Raw genomic sequence first — 17,050 nt, forward strand, 5'->3', positions numbered from 1 at the left:
CTGCTTGTGGTAGTGATGTGACTGCTTCTGCTTGTGGTTCTGATATTAACACTGCTTGTGGTAGTGATGTGACTGCTTCTGCTTGTGGTTCTGATATTAACACTGCATGCGGATCAGATATCACCACAGCTTGTGGTTCAGACAGATTTTAAGATTGATTCAATCTTAAATCTTTTATTTTTTTATATACTATTTTTTGAGGAGTTGTTTTTTTATGGCCGATTTTTTTGCATTTCAATGGCACATCCTTGACGACTGCGATCAGCGATGCAAACATTGCTATATTTTTTCAGAGGAAAACGACAAGGAATTAATAACAATGAAGTATGAGGATATGGAAATTGTTTTGGATAATTGCTTAAAATTCTGCCGGAAAACAAACAGGACACCATATTTCAGCATTACTGGAGGTGATCCGATTCTCCATCCCGACTTTTGGCAATTGCTTGAAATGTTGCACGAAAAGGAGATTCATTATTCAATACTGGGAAACCCTTTCCACATTACAGATGAAGTTGCAAAAAGACTTAAAAGCTTAAGCTGCAGACAATATCAACTGTCTTTGGACGGTCTAAGGGACACCCATGACTATTTTAGAAAACCTGGTTCGTTTGACATTACATTGGATAAAATCAAAACCCTGCAGGATGCGGGAGTCAGGGCCAGCATCATGACCACAGTTTCCAAGACAAACATTGATGAGATTCCTGATTTGATTGATGTTGTTGTTGAAAATAATGCAGGGTTATTCAGTTTTGCAAGATATTGTCCGACAAGCCTTGAAAAGGCGACACAAATGACTCCTGAAGAATATAGGAACCTTTTGGAAAAGGTATGGAAAAAATACAATGAATATAAAGACAGCAAAACATTTTTTACACTAAAGGATCATCTATGGACATTATTCTTATATGAAAAAGGGTTATATGAGATTCCGGAAAATTTGAATGATGATGTTGTCTATGACGGATGCAATTGTGGAAACAGTCATTTGACAATTTTACCGTCAGGTGATGTCTTTGCATGTCGCAGAATGGACAGCAAGGTTGGAAATACCTTAAATGAATCAGTATATGATATTTTCATGGGTGATGATATGGACGAATACAGACAATTTGAGAAATTTGAAAAATGCAGCAGATGCGAATTGCTGAGATTTTGCAGAGGGTGTCCTGCTGTAAGCTACGGAACAACCCATGATATGTATTCGCCAGATCCTCAATGCTGGAAAGAGGTGTTATGATGAAAGCAGTTGTTTTGGAGAAAACTTGTAATGCGGATGAGCTGGAAGTTAGCGAAGTTGAAATTCCTAAAGTTAAGGATGGTTGGGTTTTAGTTAAGGTTCTAGGCTTTGGAATTAATAGGGCTGAAGTAATTTTAAGGGATTATGAAGCTGATGAGGATTATATTGAATTGCCTGTAATTCCAGGTATTGAATGCGTTGGTGAAGTAGTTGACTCATCAAATACTCGATTTAAAAACGGTGATAGGATAGCTGCACTTATGGGTGGAATGGGAAGAAGCTTTGATGGGGGATATGCCGAATATGCTTTGCTTCCTGAAAAAATTGTCTTTAAAATTGATGAAGATGTTTTTGACAAATTGACATTGGAGGAAATAATAGCAATTCCTGAAACTTATTTCACTGCCTATGGGTCTTTAATGTCACTTAATCTTGTAAAGGAGGACACTCTATTAATCAGAGGAGCAACATCTGCACTGGGACTTTCTGCAATTCAGCTTGCAAAACCAATGGGATGTGAAATATTTGCAACTTCCAGAAGCGAGGAGAGATTTGACATATTAAAGTCAAACGATGCTGATGAGTGCTTTGCTGATGATGGTTGTCTGGCTGAAAAATTAAAATGTGATAAAGTATTGGAACTGATTGGTCCTAAAACTCTTGAAGATTCAATGAAATGCCTTAACAGTGGAGGAATATGCTGCGTTACAGGTGTTTTGGGAGGTATTGAGTATATGGATGAATTCGATCCAATCAAGATTATTCCAAATGGATGTTACCTCACTTCTTTTTTCAGCAATTATCCGACACAGGAGATAATGGACAGTCTATTTGATTTCATTGTTGAAAATAACATTAAACCTGAAATTTCAAGGGTATTCTATAATTTGGAAGATATTGGAAAGGCACATGCTTTGATGGAGTCAAACATGGCTCAGGGAAAGATTATATTTAAATTGGAGTAGTTTATATGGTTACTAAAGAAGAATGTTTTAAACAGTTGAGGGAAGTGATTGATGCAGTTTTGTCCACTGTTGATGATAATGGCAATCCTCAGTCAAGAATTATTGATATAATGCATATTGAAGATGATAGGATATATTTTTTAACCGGTCGTGGAAAGCATGTCTATTCAGAAATCATGAATCATCCCAAAGTCAGTTATCTAAGCTTGAAGGACAATAAATCCATCAGAATTAGCGGTGAAGCCCATAAATTAGACGATCAAAAATATTGGATAGATTTGATATTTGAAAACAATCCATTCATGAATAACGTTTATCCAGGAAATGCAAGATATATTCTTGAGCCTTTTTGCATTGAGGATTATGAGATGGAATTCTTTGATTTGACACAAAAGCCGATTTTCAGACAATCCTTCAAATTCGGTGATGCTGAAATAACAGTTAAGGGATTTGAGATAACTGATGATTGTATTGCTTGCGGGACTTGTCAGGCAAGTTGTCCGCAGCAGATTCCAGTTTTTGTTGAAGATAAGTTTGAAATTCCACAGGAACATTGTTTGCATTGCGGATTATGTTACGAAAATTGTCCGAAGAGTGCAATTGTTAAAAGAGAATAATTGATTCATTTCATCTAATCTATTGGAGTTTTAGTCTTCTTTATTTAATAAATTGGGTAAAAATAGATTTTTTTTTTAAGATTGAATAAGGATAAATTTGTTAAACAAATTTTGACACATCCTCATTCAACATCATATCTGCTGGTCGATACTGTGCCGGCCAAACATCCTAAGATGTTATACAATATTATGAACCTCAAAGTATATAAAAGTTTCATTTATTACTCATTTCTATATTAAAGCAATATTTCATCATAAAAACAATTTTATATTCTTAAATCAATCTTTATTTTTAAAAATAAGAAATTATAAATAGTTTTAAAAGAAAATATCTAATTCTAAAACACTAATATAATAATCATATCTACTGGTGTTTTAATGAATTGGAAAGAGCATTCAATTAAAAACACTCCAATCAAATTTGGAGAATTGATATTTTGGTGGTTGAAAATATGGTGCTTGCTATCTCTTATTTATTCCTAGCAAGTTACTATGTATTGTTGGCCATTAACTTGTTAATGTAAAACAATCTATGATGTCGAATTGGAAGCCTAGTTGGATTTCATCCGAAATTTTCTAATTTGATAAACTGACAATTTAAATGACAATTAGCTTTAATATGTGTTTTATAGCTTCCTTTTTTACTCATAGTTCCAAAAAGCATTTTTTCCACTTTAAAGACACCAAAATATTATTGATAAGATTTATATGGTCGATATTAAATATTATAATTTAATATCTAAAGTACATTATATTTTGTATAGTATACGGCAATATTTCACGTTTACTCGAAATCTTATTTTTTCCAGTAAATTTTTAAAACAGTAAAAGGAGTATATGTATTTTAGAATTTCTCTAAAATTTTAGCATACACTACTTTTAAATCATCGTCTGATTTTTCATATATTCTTTTTAAAATCAGTTCTGGAGTACTTTTTGCAAGGAAATTCATTTTTGGTGTTCTGTCAACAATTAAATTATAGTTTTCATCCAATCCTTTTGCTTCAATACCGTCAACCCTTATATCGGTGTAGTTCATAAGCTCCCTTGCCATATGGGTGACGATTACTCCATATGAATTGGATTCCTTTATCATATCGATGAATGTGGATATGATTTTAACTGCTGCATCAAGTTCTGTTATTCCTTCCAGTTCATCTAGCAGTACTAATTTTTCGCTGTTGGTGGTGACGATTGGTATGAACACGTTTAAGAATGATTCGAATGCTCCTGCATCAAGGGATCTTTTTTTGGAAAAGTGATAAATTTCATCAAATAGTTTAATTTCAGCATAATCTGCACTTACTGGAAGTCCCATTTGTGCCATTATTGAAATCTGGGTCAAGGTTTCAAGAAGTGTTGTCTTACCTCCGCTGTTTGCTCCGGTCAAAAGTGCAATGTTTTCATCTTGGGTGAGCTGATAATCCACTTTTTGAACATAATCCTTATCTTTTTTGAGCGCCAATTCCAAGTGAAGAGCGCCTTTTAGTTTTATTTCTTCACCAAACTCAGGACGGCACAAATCATATTCATAAGCAAAGCTTCCAAGGCTGAATTCATAATCGAATCTTATTGCATCTTCCACTTCCTTGATGGCTTTATTTTTGATTGAATTCAGTTCGATGGCTGCACTTCTTTTAATGTCGAAAATGTCATTTTCCTTTTTGGAGGATTGTTCGAGAGTAACCCTTTGGATTTCGGCTTCATCAATCTGTATCGGGTAGGTCCTTAAGAATGGGTCAAAACTTAACCCAGTTTTTTCACGGATGATTTCTTTCCTTTTATTGATAATTTCGTCAAATATTTTACTAATCTTTGGCGGGAAATTGTTGTTTAATAGGTTGAGAATTTCATCTCCTTCAAGGTCAACTTTTTTAATGGATTTTTCCAATTCATCATCCATATCATCCTTGAGGGAATTAACAAGTTCTTCAATATCAACTTCCCTTTTATCGATTATATTAAGTTCGTTGATTATTGGTATGATTTCTCCCAAAACACTTTCCTTATTTCTGATTTTTTGGATTTCATGGACTCTGGCAAATAAATCCCTGTTTTGGATAAAGAAGTTGATTATCTTTTCCGGAACAATCTCATAATCGTTATCTTCAATATTGATCATTATAAGGTTGGGCATTCCTTCAAAATCGAGAATTCCCTGTGAATATACATAGAACACCAGATCGTAATTCATCATCTCTTCCTGAAGCAATGGGGAATCGCTGGCGGTAATTATAGGATAATACTGATTCAATCCCAAATCTGTAAGATATGAATTGTCTTCTTCTGTTTCTACAAGAATGACCTTGCTTGGATCATATTCCGCTTTCGCCTCTTCCACTTCTTTCAGATTTTTCATCAATCCTCGTAGTTTTATTATAGGGAGTTGGCTAACATGTGCCTTTGCATTCATTACAAAATCCAGTTTGGAATTGATTTTTTCAATGTCCTTTGAAGGTGAAAGAAGCAGAATCCTATTTTTTGAATAGGAAGTGTTTGAATAGGACAGTATTTTATTTATGATGTCTTCATAGATTTCCATCGCCCTGTCGCTTTTGATGAATTCATATTCGGGATTATTCAATAGCTGGTTCATTATTTCAATGGCTTTTCTCTGACTTATTCCTTCGATATTTGCTATTTTTTCAACATCAACATTATCAACTATCTTTTGGAGCTCTTCTTCGCCCCCAACGCTGTTGATTATTTTTTCAGAGATTTTATCCCCAATTCCTTTGATATTTTGCAATGTTATTTTTTCCCCTTTCATGTTACCAAACCCTTTTGTACATATAGTATCCCTTTTAATATATATTCAACATTGCCGAGAGCGTCTGAAAAGTAATATTCAATAGTTGCCGGTCATGTTTTTTGGGCTGATTTTCAAGAGTTCCTTTTTGTCAATGGTATTGTTTAGGGCTTGGCTGTAGATGTCAACCATTCTGCAGTAGTCATCGTCCTTATATCTTCCATCAATTGCAAAATTGGAAAAGCCGATTTCTTTCAGGTATTTTATTTCATCAATCAGCGAAAGCTCGCTGTCGCTGAATATGGTGAGTTCCTCTTTTGAGATGCTTTTATGGAGGGGGTGCTTGTTATTGTTTGAATCGATTAAAAAGTTTTTATATGGTGATTTGGGTTCTTTACCGTAAAGCAGAGGATATCTGGTTTTCATAAGTTCGACATGGCCTTGAACTATCAATTCTATTTTGTCGGGGGTTTTGCAGTATCTTATGATTTCCTCATAGTCCCTTTTTCTAAGTTCCGGTGATATGGTGATGATTTTATAGTTTTCAAGACTGTCTATGCTTTCATTATTTGTTATATTCATGGAATATGGTCCATACTCGCCGGTGAAGCAATTGTTCATTATTGGGATTCTGTAGTGCATCTTGTTTAGGATTCCTTTAACCTTGTTCAAAACTCTAATTAGTTTGTCGTGAGCAATATCTGGCCATTTCCAAATCAATTCGTAATCTTTATTTCTTGAAATTTCATATGCTTCCTTGATGAAGCTGACCATGTAGTTGATATTGTAATCTGCCTTTGAAGTGATGTCTAAACTGTCGTCCTGTGGTGGAATTTCCAGGTACACCCTTTTCACATTCTCAATATCCTTCAGGTGATTCAGGTTATTAGTATAAAATGAGATATTGGCTTCAGATTCTTTAACGGGGGTTTCTTCACGTTCCAATGTAATCTTTTTATAGTCATGGGAGTATAATTCATTAGTCGCTTTTTCCAGATTTTCAAACAGGCTTCTTCTAATCTGGTTGATTTTGCTTATAGGAATGAAAAGTGTTCCATCATAATTGACGTTAATCTGTGTAATCTGATATGGGTAATTGTCGACTTTTGAAAGCTGTTTTTTTATTGTTTCTGCATCAACGCTCTTTTTCAATGGCTTTTCAAAAGGGGTGTTTCCAATAACTTCGCATTCCACTTCCCTTTTGTTTGCAAGTGTCAGCCTTCCTTTAAGTTTTGGAAACTTGTTTTTCACTGAAAATGTAAGAATTAGCTTTGATTTAACATAGCTGCTTCCTTTGTTTTCAATTTCTTTCGCTTTTTTGGATAATGCATGTCTTTTTGTCAGATAAACGTCAGATTCATTCAGATCAAAATCACTTTTTTTATTTTGCCATACCTTTTTGACTATCAGCACTTTATTTTTTCGGGTAAAATCCTTGATTTGTTTTTGTTTGCCCTTTTGGAAGTGATTTAGAGTTGTCACTATTGGATTTTGTGATATTTCCAATCCGTAGTCATTTTCATTTTTAACAATCAGCAGTCCGTCACCCTTTTCTGGAATGCTTTGGATGTAATCATATAGCTTGACTGCAATCTGATTTTTCCTGTTTGATATCACTTTCCCGATTTTGAGTCCGACATGGCCTGCCCTTATGCTTCTTCTTGACTCATTGTTAAACTGGCCTTTGGTAAATCCTCTGTTGAACGCCAAGCTGATTTCTTCACTTTCGGTTTCCTTATGGCTTTTTAACTTATTCAATGCCTTTCTGTAATTGCTTGTTACAATGGCAAGGTATTCCTTGCTTCGCATTCTTCCTTCAATTTTGATGCAGCTGATGTTCAGCTCGGATATCTCTTTCAATTGATTGAATAGGCTTAAATCGCAGGGAGAGAGATAATAATCCTCTTTTTTGATGCCGTCTATTCTGTATTTTTGGCGGCAAGGCTGGGCACAGGTGCCTCTGTTCCCGCTTCTTCCTCCTTTGAAACTGCTCATAAGGCACTGTCCGGAATAGGAATAGCATAACGCCCCATGGGCAAATATCTCAAGTTCCATGTTTGTATTTAAGGATTTTATTTCCTCTTTTCTCATTTCACGTGGAAGAACAACCCTTCTGATTCCCTTGCTTTCAAGGTAATCCAGTTTCAGCTGATTTTCACATGTCATTTGTGTTGAAGCATGTATTTTCAAGTCCGGCAGATGTTTGTTGATTAATTCAATTAATCCTAAATCCTGCACCAAAACGGCATCCACTCCGATTGAATATAGCTTTGAGAGATAATTGATTACATTTTCCAATTCGCTTTCCTTAATCAATGTGTTTACGGTAACGTAAACTTTGACATTATGCATGTGTGCAATGTTTACTGCATCGCGGATTTCATCTAATGTAAAGTTTTCAGCGAACTTTCGGGCGCCATAATTTTTCCCGGATAAATAGACTGAACTGGCTCCTGCGTTTATTGCCACTTTCAGGTGTTCCATCGATCCGGCCGGTGCAAGCAATTCTGGAATTCTCATCATTTGTCCTCGTGTAATCTGCCTTCAATATAATTGCCTTTGTTAATGTAGGACTGTGAGAAATCCATAATCTGGTATTTGTATTTGGTAAGCTCCTCTGCATCCTTGTTTTTAAGGCTTTCATTGTAGATTGATAAAATCTGGGAAGTGTATTTCTCATTGGAGTATCTGCAGTCAAGAATCAAGGAGTCAAGTCCCAGTTCTTTAATTTCGTTCATTTCCTCAATCAGGCACAAACAGTCCTTGTTTATGATGTGGCTTTGCCTGTTGTAGTCGAAAAATATCTTATACTTGAATTTTTTCCTTTTCTTGTCTTCTAATGTGGCATAATCAGCATTATTTGAAATGATGAAGTCTTTGCCGTCATTCAGGTTGGTGAAGTCGTCTTTGCTCACGATGACTTCCAGGTTTCCGTTCACAATCATCTCCAAATCGATGTTTCGGTCATGGTTCTTGCATATCAGTTCCCTGATTTCCCTTCCTGAAAGTTCGGAGGATAATATTAATGAGCTGAATCCCGCTTCGTTCAGATCACGAACGCAAAAGCTGTTCCAGACATTCAGGTTGTGGTTTCCATAAATCGGACAGTCGAATATTTCACCCATTCCCGGAAAGTCTCCCATCACTGAGATGATGATTCCTTCATCTTCAAGCTCTTTTACTATCTCGCTGCACTTGACGGCTTCCTCTTGTGAAATGAATGATGATAAAACCCATACGAATTCGGTTGGTGAGGCCATCAGACTGCCTTTCATCAGTGTCTCCTTGATATTGGCGAAGTAGTCGTCAGGGTTGTTGTAATGGCAGTTACCGTCAAAGTATATTCTTTTCAGGTCAAATCCTGAAGCCGCCTTGATTTGGTTAATATCATCGATGAATATTGATAGTTTAGGTGTTTTCCTTTTAGTTCTGCATTTAATGTTTTCATAGTCTTCAACGAATTTGGCAATGTTTTTGCGAACTTCCTTGACTGCTTTTTTGGTTGGAGTATAATGGTTTTTCAAAAGGTCGGTTGCATTGTCAAGAATCTCACGTCTGATTTGGTTGATTTCACCAATCGGTATGAAGATATCTTCAGGCATGTTGTTGAATCTGATGTTTTCAATGTAGAACGGTGTACCTCCTGTCTTTTTAAGCTGATTTTCAATTATCTCTTCAGTCACAGGTTTGTTTTTAGCCTTTTCGAATTTGCCTATGGTCTTGTGCCTGAAGTTAATCAGTTCACCGTCCACGTGATATTCAACCTTTGTAAAAAGGTTCAGTTCTTCATCCCAAGTCAGGGACAGGTTGATTGGGACATTGTTTTTTATTGTTTCCGTTTCAAACTGTTTCAGGTAATCGTGAGTGGATTTGGAGTAGCTGATGAACACTTCGGTTCCTACCTTGACAAGTCGTGTTGTGTCTATTACAATTTCATTTTCATCCTGCTTTATGATCTTGTCAAGGTATATGCCCTTGATTTTTCCGTTGTATTTGAATGCGATTCCATCTCCTGGCTCTAAAATAATTGGAATCTCCTTGTTTTTGATTTCGATGGTGACTTTTGTATCCTCGATGTTGGTGATGTCCCCGATGTATAGGCCTTCATGGCCTGAATGACCTCTTCCCATAACATCTCCAGGCTTGTCGCCCATCATGTATCCATTGGTAAAGTGTCTGTTGAAAACAAGGTGTAAGTCCTTTTTGTAATCTCCTTCATTTCCGTCCAGGAGATTTCTATAACTGTTTACGATGGTTCCGATGTAGTCTCCAGATTTCATTCTGCCTTCAAGCTTCAGGGATTTCACTCCTGCATCTGAAATCTCCTGCAGATGGTCATAGGTTGCCAGGTCATGTGTTGAAAGAAGGTATCCGTTTCCGATATTGTATCCTCTGTATTTTAATCTGTATTCCCTTCTGCATGGCTGGGCGCACGCTCCACGGTTTCCGCTTCTTCCGCTGTTGTAGGAGGACATATAGCATTTTCCGCTGACGCAATAGCATAACGCCCCGTGGCCAAAGACTTCAAGGTCCATATTTATATTGTCTTTTTCAAGCTGCTCGGATGTTTGCCTGATTTGTTCAATATTGACTTCCCTTGGAAGGACTATTCTTTTGATGTTGTTTTTGTAGGCCCATTTGATTGATGAATAGTTGTTTATTCCCATCTGTGTTGATGCATGAACTTCCAAATCAGGAATGAATGTCTTCAAAAGCCAAATCAATCCGAAATCCTGCACAATTACTGCATCCACTCCTATCCTGTATAATTCAAAGAGGTAATTCAGGACATCAACGATTTCGAAGTTGTTGATTAGTGTGTTCACTGTCACATGTATTTTGGCGCCGTTCATGTGGGCATAATTCACGGCCTTTTTGATTTCTTCCATTGTAAAGTTTTTAGCGTAAGCTCTTGCACCATAATTTTGCCCAGCGATATAAACTGCATCCGCACCTGCATTGACAGCTATTGTCAATACTTCCGGTGAACCTGCAGGGGCCAGTAATTCTTCTAAAACCATTTTAATTTTACACCTTGTTGATTATTCATTAATATTTTTGGAATTAATTATATATTAAATTAAAACATATTCTATCTTATGTATATTGTATTCGAGGGAATCGACGGCGCAGGAAAATCAACCCAAATTCAAAATTTAAAGGAATGGCTGGAGGCCAACGGTTTTAGGGTTGAAACATTGGTTGAGCCTACAGATTCTGAAGTCGGAAAACTTATTAGGGAAATATTGAGGCGCCCTGATGCCCAAACAGATCATGTTCAAAAAGTTCTAGCCCTTCTTTTTGCAGCAGACAGGATGCTGATAATGGACAAGCTTGAAGACAAATCCAAAATAATCATTTCAGACAGGTCTTTCATTTCAAGTCTGGCTTATCAGGAACCTGCAGAATGGGTAGAGGTTTTAAATACATATGCTAAAAAACCGGATTTGTTGATTTTATTGGATTTGGATGTTAAAAAATCCGTTTCAAGAACTTCCGGTGAGGATACTTTTGAAAATGAGGAATTTTTGACTGGAGTTAAGGAAAATTACCTAAAATTGGCTGAAAACTATACTCATGAGATAATCGATGCAAACAACGGGCCAAACAAGGTATCTTCCGATATAAAAAAAGCGGTGGCACCATATCTTGGAATCTGCCCTGATTGCATTTTATAATTCTTTTATAATTTTATGGTGTAAATTAGGAATCAGAATATTTTATAGTTATTTTTACGGGGAATAATGTCAATAATTTCTATTCGGTGATTTTTTTCAGAAACGTAGAAAATTATCCTGTAATTCCCACTCTAGCCCTATGACATTTAGGACATTTAGTACTGTTTAATTTTTTGAAATCATCATCATAGGGATTTTTGATAATTTCAAAATACTTTTTATCAATTCTTAAAAGTAATTTTTTGTCTTTTTCATGTTTTTTTAAAAATTTTTTAACCCTGTCATGCTGGAATAGTTCATATTTCATTTTCTAAGCTCATTTTCTAATTTTGATATTCTTTTTTCTAAATCTGATAATGTTATTTCAGATACATTATCTAAACTCCCATTTTCAAATTTTTCTATATCCTTATTATATAATTCCGCTTCTTCATCAGTAAAATCTTCATTTTCATAATAATATTCAATTAAAAAGGTTATAACATCATTAAATGTGTCATTTTTTGATGCCAATTTAGATAAAGATTCATGAGTTTTTTCAGAGATTTTAATAGTTTTAGTCATCATTGGATATCCACCAATATATGGTATACTAAGTATACTATAAATAATTTTCTAAATGATTTTAAAATATTGTTTTTCTAAATTAAATAAGAATCTTTATTTATATCATTAAATAATAAGTATTATAAAGTTTTTGTAAGAAATTAGACCAATATTGTTAATTAAAAGCAATTTTACTAATTATAAACAATTTATTTAAATTAATAAAAATAAAAATAGAACAAAGAATCTGTGATTCCTTGTGAAAAAAGTTAGAGAGTATTTAAAGTTATTTTTTTCCTTCTAATTCTTCTAGTCTTTCTTGAATTGCATTAACTAAAAATTCTCTTGCTTTTAAAAGTTCTTCATATTCCCCAATTATTTTAGGGCCGAATTCAGTCTGTTCCAGTTTAATGTCAAACTTTTCAAACGCATGAGCCAGCATGGCTTCGCCAACACCGTTGGGTAAGCCCATTTCAAACTCTTCTTTTTCTTCAACCATTTAATTTTCCTCCATGTATTCTCTTACAGGAGCAAAGAATTCAATCAAGAAGTCTTTGATTCCATTTTTCAAGTCCATTGGGTGCAAGTTTCCTTCCCCAAACTCTTTAATCAGTTCATCATGTGTAAGTTCAATGTCTCCACCGAACTTTTCAGGTCTTTTGATAAGTAAAGTATCTTGATTAGCGAAAACAAAAGTTTCTGCAATTTCAATCATAGGATTGCCTTCAATTTCTCCCTGCGGGCAGTAGCTTTTGTTGATTTTTTTAGTGATTACTTCTACGGAATCATCCACTGCAATGTAGTTTCCTTTACTGGATGACATTTTGGCATCGCCGTCAAGACCATGCAATAGAGGTGTGTGGATACAGACAGGAACATTTTCACCTATCTTTTCCAGGTTTTCGCGTGCAAGCATTTGGATTTTTCTCTGTTCCATTCCTCCAAGTGCAATGTCAACATCCAAAGCCGCCATGTCTACAGTTTGCATTATTGGGTAAATTACGCTTGCAACTTTTGGATTGTCGTCCGCACGACTTACCTGATCCATACTTCTTCTGGCTCTCTTTAAAGTGGTCATTGTAGCCAACTGATAAACTTTATCGGTATATTCAGGTTCTAACTGGAATGAGGAACCTAAAACGTATTCTGTTGTTTCATCAAGCCCTAATGCCTGGAAACATTTCTTGTTGTATTCTGCGGTTTCGGCAATTTCTTCGATGGTTCCTTTTCCATTTAAGAATGCGTGATAATCGGCAAGAAGGATTTTAATCTTAAAACCTAAGCTTTGCAATTGTTTTAATTTTTGCACGGTTACTGCATGACCTAAATGGATTTTTCCGGAAGGTTCATAACCTGTATAAGCTATAGGTTCATCTTTTTCGAGAACTTCTTTCAATTCTTCTGTGTCTATAACTTCCAATGTTCCTTCTTCAATTAACTGAATTTTTTCTTCAATGTTCATGGTATCACTTAATTCACTAAATAAATGTAATCGTCAATTTTGATAAGTCTTATTTCATCGCCAATCTCGCAGTCTGAAAGTTCCTCTTTCATTTCCAAATCTACTGCGGAGTAATCGACAGGATCCAATATCTGGATTGTCTTTGGAGATTTTGATATGATTGTGGTAGTTTCTATTTCCTCTTGCTTTTTGACAAGTTCAATTTCTTCCATATGCTTTAGGGGAATGGAATGCTTCTTGCTGTCTTTGATATCAGTGCAGGTCACTCTGTTTTTATCGATATCATTCACCTGTAAAAGCTTATTTTCGTATCTGATGATGTCTCCGAGTTCAAATTCGGGGATTCTGACGGAAATCCAGATTCTGTAGAGTCCCTTTCCGGTGGATTTGTCTTCGCTTATGAGTCTTGGAGATTCCTTGATTGTTCCTCCGAATTCGTCCTTAAGCGCTTCGGCCACTTTGCGGCCAGTTTTCAGAGAGCCGATGTAATAGTCATATCCTTCTTTCAATTTAGCTATCTGAGGGCAATATGCAAGCTTGTCCTTTTTGCTTTGCTTAATCAGGGTTCTCTCAACAACTTCATCTGCTTTTTCATATTCCTCTTTTTTGATGTCCCTTGAATCTGCCCTGAACTGAATTACCGCTTCATAATATCCTGCCTGCAGTTTGCTGCATGTTGGGCAGACGGTCTTCAGTATTTTCACTTCAGTTTCCTGAGTCTCTTCAATTTGTGTGCCTTCGACTTCTCCAACAACTTCGACATAGCAGCTGGCTATTGTCCCCTTCATCTGGTCAATTTCAAGGTTGATTATCTCATTTGAGACTTCGTCTGATATCTTTATGTTGCGTTCGAGTGCCCTGTAGATTATTTCCTCTTCTGGAATGAACTCTTCTGACCATTTTCCCTCTTCGAGTTTGCTGTTGCAATGGCTGCAGATTTGAACTTCAATGCGTTCAGGCAATTCAATCATCTGAAAATCTTTTAAAAAGCAGTCTATGCAGATGTTTCCAACCATTTTTTTGTCAGTACTTCCACACTCAACACAAAACATAGTATCGATAAAAATAAGTAAAAAGGTAAAATTATAATGATTTTAAAGGTGCTGTTGCACCGCATGCAGCACATTTCAATAGGAATATTCTACCTTCTCTGATAATTCTGGTATCCGGCCTGTTGCATTCGTGGCAAATTACGTATTTGTCTACATAATCTTCGATTCTTTCATTGATTAGGTAGTGGGTAAATTTACCTTGCAGGATTGCTCTTTGGCCTTCAATGTTTCCAGCAGTACCTAATTCCCTCATTAAGAATTTCAATAAATGTTGTGGGTCTCTGTTTAGGCCTTCTGCAACATCCTTAAAGTTTTTAATGAATGTCCTATTACCTTGGATATCTGAATAAGCTTTAGGAATTTTGAATCTTTTGTGTTCAAATACTTCTGGAGGTAATTGGTCTATTGCTCTTTCTAATAAATCTTCGTATTTATCCATATTATCTCTCCGTAAAAATTAGTATAAGTATAATATATTAAATTTTATTTTAATCATTTATTAATGTATTGCTAATTCATTAAAAAATAAAAAAGTTGGATATTTAAGATGATGATAATCTTTTGTAATATCCTGTGGTTGGTTCATAGATTACTCCTTTTTGCTTGAGGTTTCGAACGATGCTTCTGACTTTCTCTTCGCTAAGTCCGAATTTTTCATTCATGTTGGTTATTAAAACATCGATTGGAGCGCTTCCAGCATATTCCTCTTCAAGGTTGCCGATTTCTTCGGTTACTCTTTGCAGTTTATCCCTTTCGGATTTTGCAGGTCTTCCTTCCAATACTTCAATATCCATTTCACCGGTTTCAGGATCAACACCAACCTCTTTAAGACATGATAACTGCAGGTCAACAGCCTTTTGAGCGTCTTCCCTGTCAACTGTGTCTTTAAGCTTGATTTTGGCGCTTGCCTCTGCAAGACGGATGATTGCCTCAAGCTGCCTTGCGGTAATCGGCACGGCTGACTGCTCTTCAGGGTTGTTGTTCCTTGTGCTTACATAGAATTCCTTCAATACTGTAATTGCCTCATCAGTCAATCTAGGGTTAACTGTTTTACGGGCGTATGCAATATATTTCCTGAGCAGTTCGGGTTCGATTTCATATTGGATGGTATTTTCCTTGTGTATTTTCAGAATATGGTCCGCCAGCTCGGAATCCCCTTCTCTGGTTGGCTTGTCTTCAATGACAAAAATCAAATCGAAACGGGAAATGATCGGTGCGGGCAAATCGATTTGCTCTGCAAGAACTTTGTACCTGTCGAATCTTCCGAATTTAGGGTTTGCCGCTGCAAGAACTGAACATCTTGAGTTCAGTGTTGCCATGATTCCCGCCTTTGCGATACTTACGGTCTGCTGTTCCAGTGCTTCGTGGAGCGCGGACCTGTCTTCGGATCTCATTTTGTCCAGTTCGTCAACACAGACGTTACCCTGGTCCCCAAGCACCAATGCACCTGCCTCAAGAGACCATCCTCCAAGCTCGTCTCTGACTGCTGCTGCGGTCAGTCCTGCACCTGTTGTACCTTTACCACTTGTGTAGATACTTCTTGGAGCCAGTTTGGAAACATATTTCAATATTTGGGACTTACCGATACCTGGGTCCCCAACAATGAGGATGTGAATGTCTCCCCTTAGCTTGGTTTCATCTTCAAGCTGCTTTGCGGCCCCTCCGAAAAGCTGCAGTGCAATAGCTTCCTTTACCTTTCTGTATCCCTTGATGGATGGGGCTGTTGATTTGATGATTTTTTCGTAAATGTAAGGATCTTTTGATAATTCAATAATCTTTTCTTCGTCCTCTTCGGAAAGCTGCAGTTCCTCGAATTCCTGTTCCAGAGGTTCAATGTGGTTAACGTAGATGTAATTTTTGAACTTTCCGCTTCTTTCCTCTCTGAATGTCTTCAATGTTCCGGTTATCCTTACCTTGTCACCGGGATTTAATTTGTCTACTAAATCATCTTCCAAAATCATCAACATCTGTTTTGGCTCTGTTCCACCGGATAAGTTCTCTAAAGGTTCCTGCATTCTTGCAGTCTGTGTATCGATGTATTTGGACTCTTCCTGGAGCAGTCTGAAGGACCTTCCACCACATTCGCTACACAATGACGGTTCGATAATGGTGTTTCCAGAGGTCTGCTCGACTTCATGCAGTCTCATGCAGCCTCTGCACTCGAATACTCCTGTTTCGATACGTGGCCTTATTTCATCTGTCTTTCTCACGATTCCATCTGCCGCAACGAATGTTCCGATATATTTACTTAGAAGGGTCTTTAATGGAATCACGTTGGTTAGATTTTCAAAACGGATGTGAATATCAGCATCCTTAACTAGCGGGTCGATGTTTTTGATAGCTATTTGGGCGGCATTGATAACCTCCTCAGGTTTGTCTATCAGCAAATCCGCCAAGTCAGGATCAAACAGTTCCAATGCTTCGTAATCTACATTGAGTGATCTCTCATCAGGGTATTTTTCAAGTATTTTGAAAACATCATCCTTGTATGAAGTGGAAAAGAACTCTTCAAATTTTGCAATTGATGTCTGTGATTTAGTAGTAGAATTCATTATCTATACTATTATTTTTTCTAGTTAAAAAATTATTTGATTTTCAGGAAGTGGTGATTGAAATTTCATGTAATTTTTCAATGGTCAGGGGTCAAATTTTAGTTCTACTCTTTAAGTTTCCTTTAATTTTTAGGCTTTGTAGAAATCCTATTTGATTTTTGCAAAAATTTTTTAAAAATTTATTTT

The 17,050-nt window shown here is 36.3% G+C and carries 14 protein-coding genes; 4 read left to right on the top strand and 10 right to left on the bottom strand.

Going from position 1 to position 17,050, the window contains the following annotated elements:
• Positions 1–214: 214 nt before the first annotated feature.
• Genes acgM through Q0W25_RS07680 form a run of 3 tightly spaced genes read left to right on the top strand, consistent with a single transcriptional unit; the run spans position 215 to position 2,825 of the window.
• On the top strand, positions 215–1,243 hold the full coding sequence (gene acgM, locus Q0W25_RS07670) for a radical SAM/SPASM domain protein, ACGX system (RefSeq protein ID WP_298520871.1): 1,029 nt from the start codon (positions 215–217) through the stop codon (positions 1,241–1,243).
• Positions 1,243–2,208 (top strand): zinc-binding dehydrogenase, encoded by a 966-nt coding sequence (locus tag Q0W25_RS07675; RefSeq protein WP_298520874.1) that lies wholly within the window; start codon positions 1,243–1,245, stop codon positions 2,206–2,208. Before acgM ends, Q0W25_RS07675 begins: the two co-directional genes overlap by 1 nt.
• Before the next feature lie 5 nt (positions 2,209–2,213).
• Positions 2,214–2,825 carry a pyridoxamine 5'-phosphate oxidase family protein gene (locus tag Q0W25_RS07680; RefSeq protein WP_298503087.1) on the top strand — a complete coding sequence of 204 codons (612 nt, stop codon included), beginning with the start codon at positions 2,214–2,216 and terminating at the stop codon, positions 2,823–2,825.
• Positions 2,826–3,669: 844 nt separating this feature from the next.
• Here Q0W25_RS07680 and Q0W25_RS07685 read toward each other — a convergent pair.
• From Q0W25_RS07685 to Q0W25_RS07695, 3 genes are all read right to left on the bottom strand, one after another.
• Entirely contained in the window at positions 3,670–5,595 is a 1,926-nt protein-coding gene (locus Q0W25_RS07685) for an endonuclease MutS2 (protein WP_298520877.1), read from the bottom strand.
• Between the two features lie 78 nt (positions 5,596–5,673).
• Positions 5,674–8,097: a U32 family peptidase gene (locus Q0W25_RS07690; protein WP_298520880.1), complete on the bottom strand. Its 2,424-nt coding sequence runs from the start codon at positions 8,095–8,097 to the stop codon at positions 5,674–5,676.
• On the bottom strand, positions 8,094–10,595 hold the full coding sequence (locus Q0W25_RS07695; protein WP_298520883.1) for a U32 family peptidase: 2,502 nt from the start codon (positions 10,593–10,595) through the stop codon (positions 8,094–8,096). Before Q0W25_RS07695 ends, Q0W25_RS07690 begins: the two co-directional genes overlap by 4 nt.
• Before the next feature lie 78 nt (positions 10,596–10,673).
• Here Q0W25_RS07695 and tmk point away from each other — a divergent pair, with 78 nt between their 5' ends.
• Positions 10,674–11,252 (top strand): dTMP kinase, encoded by a 579-nt coding sequence (gene tmk, locus Q0W25_RS07700; protein WP_297827025.1) that lies wholly within the window; start codon positions 10,674–10,676, stop codon positions 11,250–11,252.
• Between the two features lie 112 nt (positions 11,253–11,364).
• Here the strand turns inward: tmk and Q0W25_RS07705 are convergent, their stop codons facing one another.
• The 7 genes from Q0W25_RS07705 to mcm all read right to left on the bottom strand — a co-directional run bounded on the left by Q0W25_RS07705 (position 11,365) and on the right by mcm (position 16,864).
• A complete protein-coding gene (locus Q0W25_RS07705; protein WP_298520886.1) occupies positions 11,365–11,559 on the bottom strand; it encodes a hypothetical protein in 195 nt (64 codons plus the stop codon).
• Entirely contained in the window at positions 11,556–11,819 is a 264-nt protein-coding gene (locus Q0W25_RS07710; RefSeq protein ID WP_297827020.1) for a hypothetical protein, read from the bottom strand. The genes Q0W25_RS07705 and Q0W25_RS07710 overlap by 4 nt, the downstream gene beginning before the upstream one ends.
• A gap of 265 nt (positions 11,820–12,084) precedes the next feature.
• Positions 12,085–12,297 carry a hypothetical protein gene (locus tag Q0W25_RS07715; RefSeq protein WP_297827015.1) on the bottom strand — a complete coding sequence of 71 codons (213 nt, stop codon included), beginning with the start codon at positions 12,295–12,297 and terminating at the stop codon, positions 12,085–12,087.
• Positions 12,298–13,260, bottom strand: coding sequence for a tyrosine--tRNA ligase (locus Q0W25_RS07720; RefSeq protein WP_298520891.1), 963 nt, complete (start codon positions 13,258–13,260; stop codon positions 12,298–12,300). It lies immediately after the preceding gene.
• An 8-nt stretch (positions 13,261–13,268) separates the two neighbouring features.
• Positions 13,269–14,312: a 60S ribosomal export protein NMD3 gene (locus tag Q0W25_RS07725; protein ID WP_297827009.1), complete on the bottom strand. Its 1,044-nt coding sequence runs from the start codon at positions 14,310–14,312 to the stop codon at positions 13,269–13,271.
• Positions 14,313–14,343: 31 nt separating this feature from the next.
• Complete coding sequence (locus Q0W25_RS07730; protein ID WP_067040760.1) at positions 14,344–14,751, bottom strand: translation initiation factor IF-2 subunit beta; 408 nt, start codon at positions 14,749–14,751, stop codon at positions 14,344–14,346.
• A 103-nt stretch (positions 14,752–14,854) separates the two neighbouring features.
• Positions 14,855–16,864 carry a minichromosome maintenance protein MCM gene (gene mcm / locus Q0W25_RS07735; protein ID WP_298520894.1) on the bottom strand — a complete coding sequence of 670 codons (2,010 nt, stop codon included), beginning with the start codon at positions 16,862–16,864 and terminating at the stop codon, positions 14,855–14,857.
• Between the last annotated feature and the right edge of the window lie 186 nt (positions 16,865–17,050).

It is taken from the genome of uncultured Methanobrevibacter sp., assembly GCF_947166415.1.
In the GTDB taxonomy this organism is placed as follows: domain Archaea; phylum Methanobacteriota; class Methanobacteria; order Methanobacteriales; family Methanobacteriaceae; genus Methanocatella.

What these genes read in the sequence shown, in the direction of transcription:
- acgM (WP_298520871.1), top strand. Translation starts at nt 215, where the DNA reads ATGGCCGATTTTTTTGCATTTCAATGGCACATCCTTGACGACTGCGAT.
- Q0W25_RS07675 (WP_298520874.1), top strand. Translation starts at nt 1,243, where the DNA reads ATGAAAGCAGTTGTTTTGGAGAAAACTTGTAATGCGGATGAGCTGGAA.
- Q0W25_RS07680 (WP_298503087.1), top strand. Translation starts at nt 2,214, where the DNA reads ATGGTTACTAAAGAAGAATGTTTTAAACAGTTGAGGGAAGTGATTGAT.
- Q0W25_RS07685 (WP_298520877.1), bottom strand. Translation starts at nt 5,595, where the DNA reads ATGAAAGGGGAAAAAATAACATTGCAAAATATCAAAGGAATTGGGGAT.
- Q0W25_RS07690 (WP_298520880.1), bottom strand. Translation starts at nt 8,097, where the DNA reads ATGATGAGAATTCCAGAATTGCTTGCACCGGCCGGATCGATGGAACAC.
- Q0W25_RS07695 (WP_298520883.1), bottom strand. Translation starts at nt 10,595, where the DNA reads ATGGTTTTAGAAGAATTACTGGCCCCTGCAGGTTCACCGGAAGTATTG.
- tmk (WP_297827025.1), top strand. Translation starts at nt 10,674, where the DNA reads ATGTATATTGTATTCGAGGGAATCGACGGCGCAGGAAAATCAACCCAA.
- Q0W25_RS07705 (WP_298520886.1), bottom strand. Translation starts at nt 11,559, where the DNA reads ATGAAATATGAACTATTCCAGCATGACAGGGTTAAAAAATTTTTAAAA.
- Q0W25_RS07710 (WP_297827020.1), bottom strand. Translation starts at nt 11,819, where the DNA reads ATGATGACTAAAACTATTAAAATCTCTGAAAAAACTCATGAATCTTTA.
- Q0W25_RS07715 (WP_297827015.1), bottom strand. Translation starts at nt 12,297, where the DNA reads ATGGTTGAAGAAAAAGAAGAGTTTGAAATGGGCTTACCCAACGGTGTT.
- Q0W25_RS07720 (WP_298520891.1), bottom strand. Translation starts at nt 13,260, where the DNA reads ATGAACATTGAAGAAAAAATTCAGTTAATTGAAGAAGGAACATTGGAA.
- Q0W25_RS07725 (WP_297827009.1), bottom strand. Translation starts at nt 14,312, where the DNA reads ATGTTTTGTGTTGAGTGTGGAAGTACTGACAAAAAAATGGTTGGAAAC.
- Q0W25_RS07730 (WP_067040760.1), bottom strand. Translation starts at nt 14,751, where the DNA reads ATGGATAAATACGAAGATTTATTAGAAAGAGCAATAGACCAATTACCT.
- mcm (WP_298520894.1), bottom strand. Translation starts at nt 16,864, where the DNA reads ATGAATTCTACTACTAAATCACAGACATCAATTGCAAAATTTGAAGAG.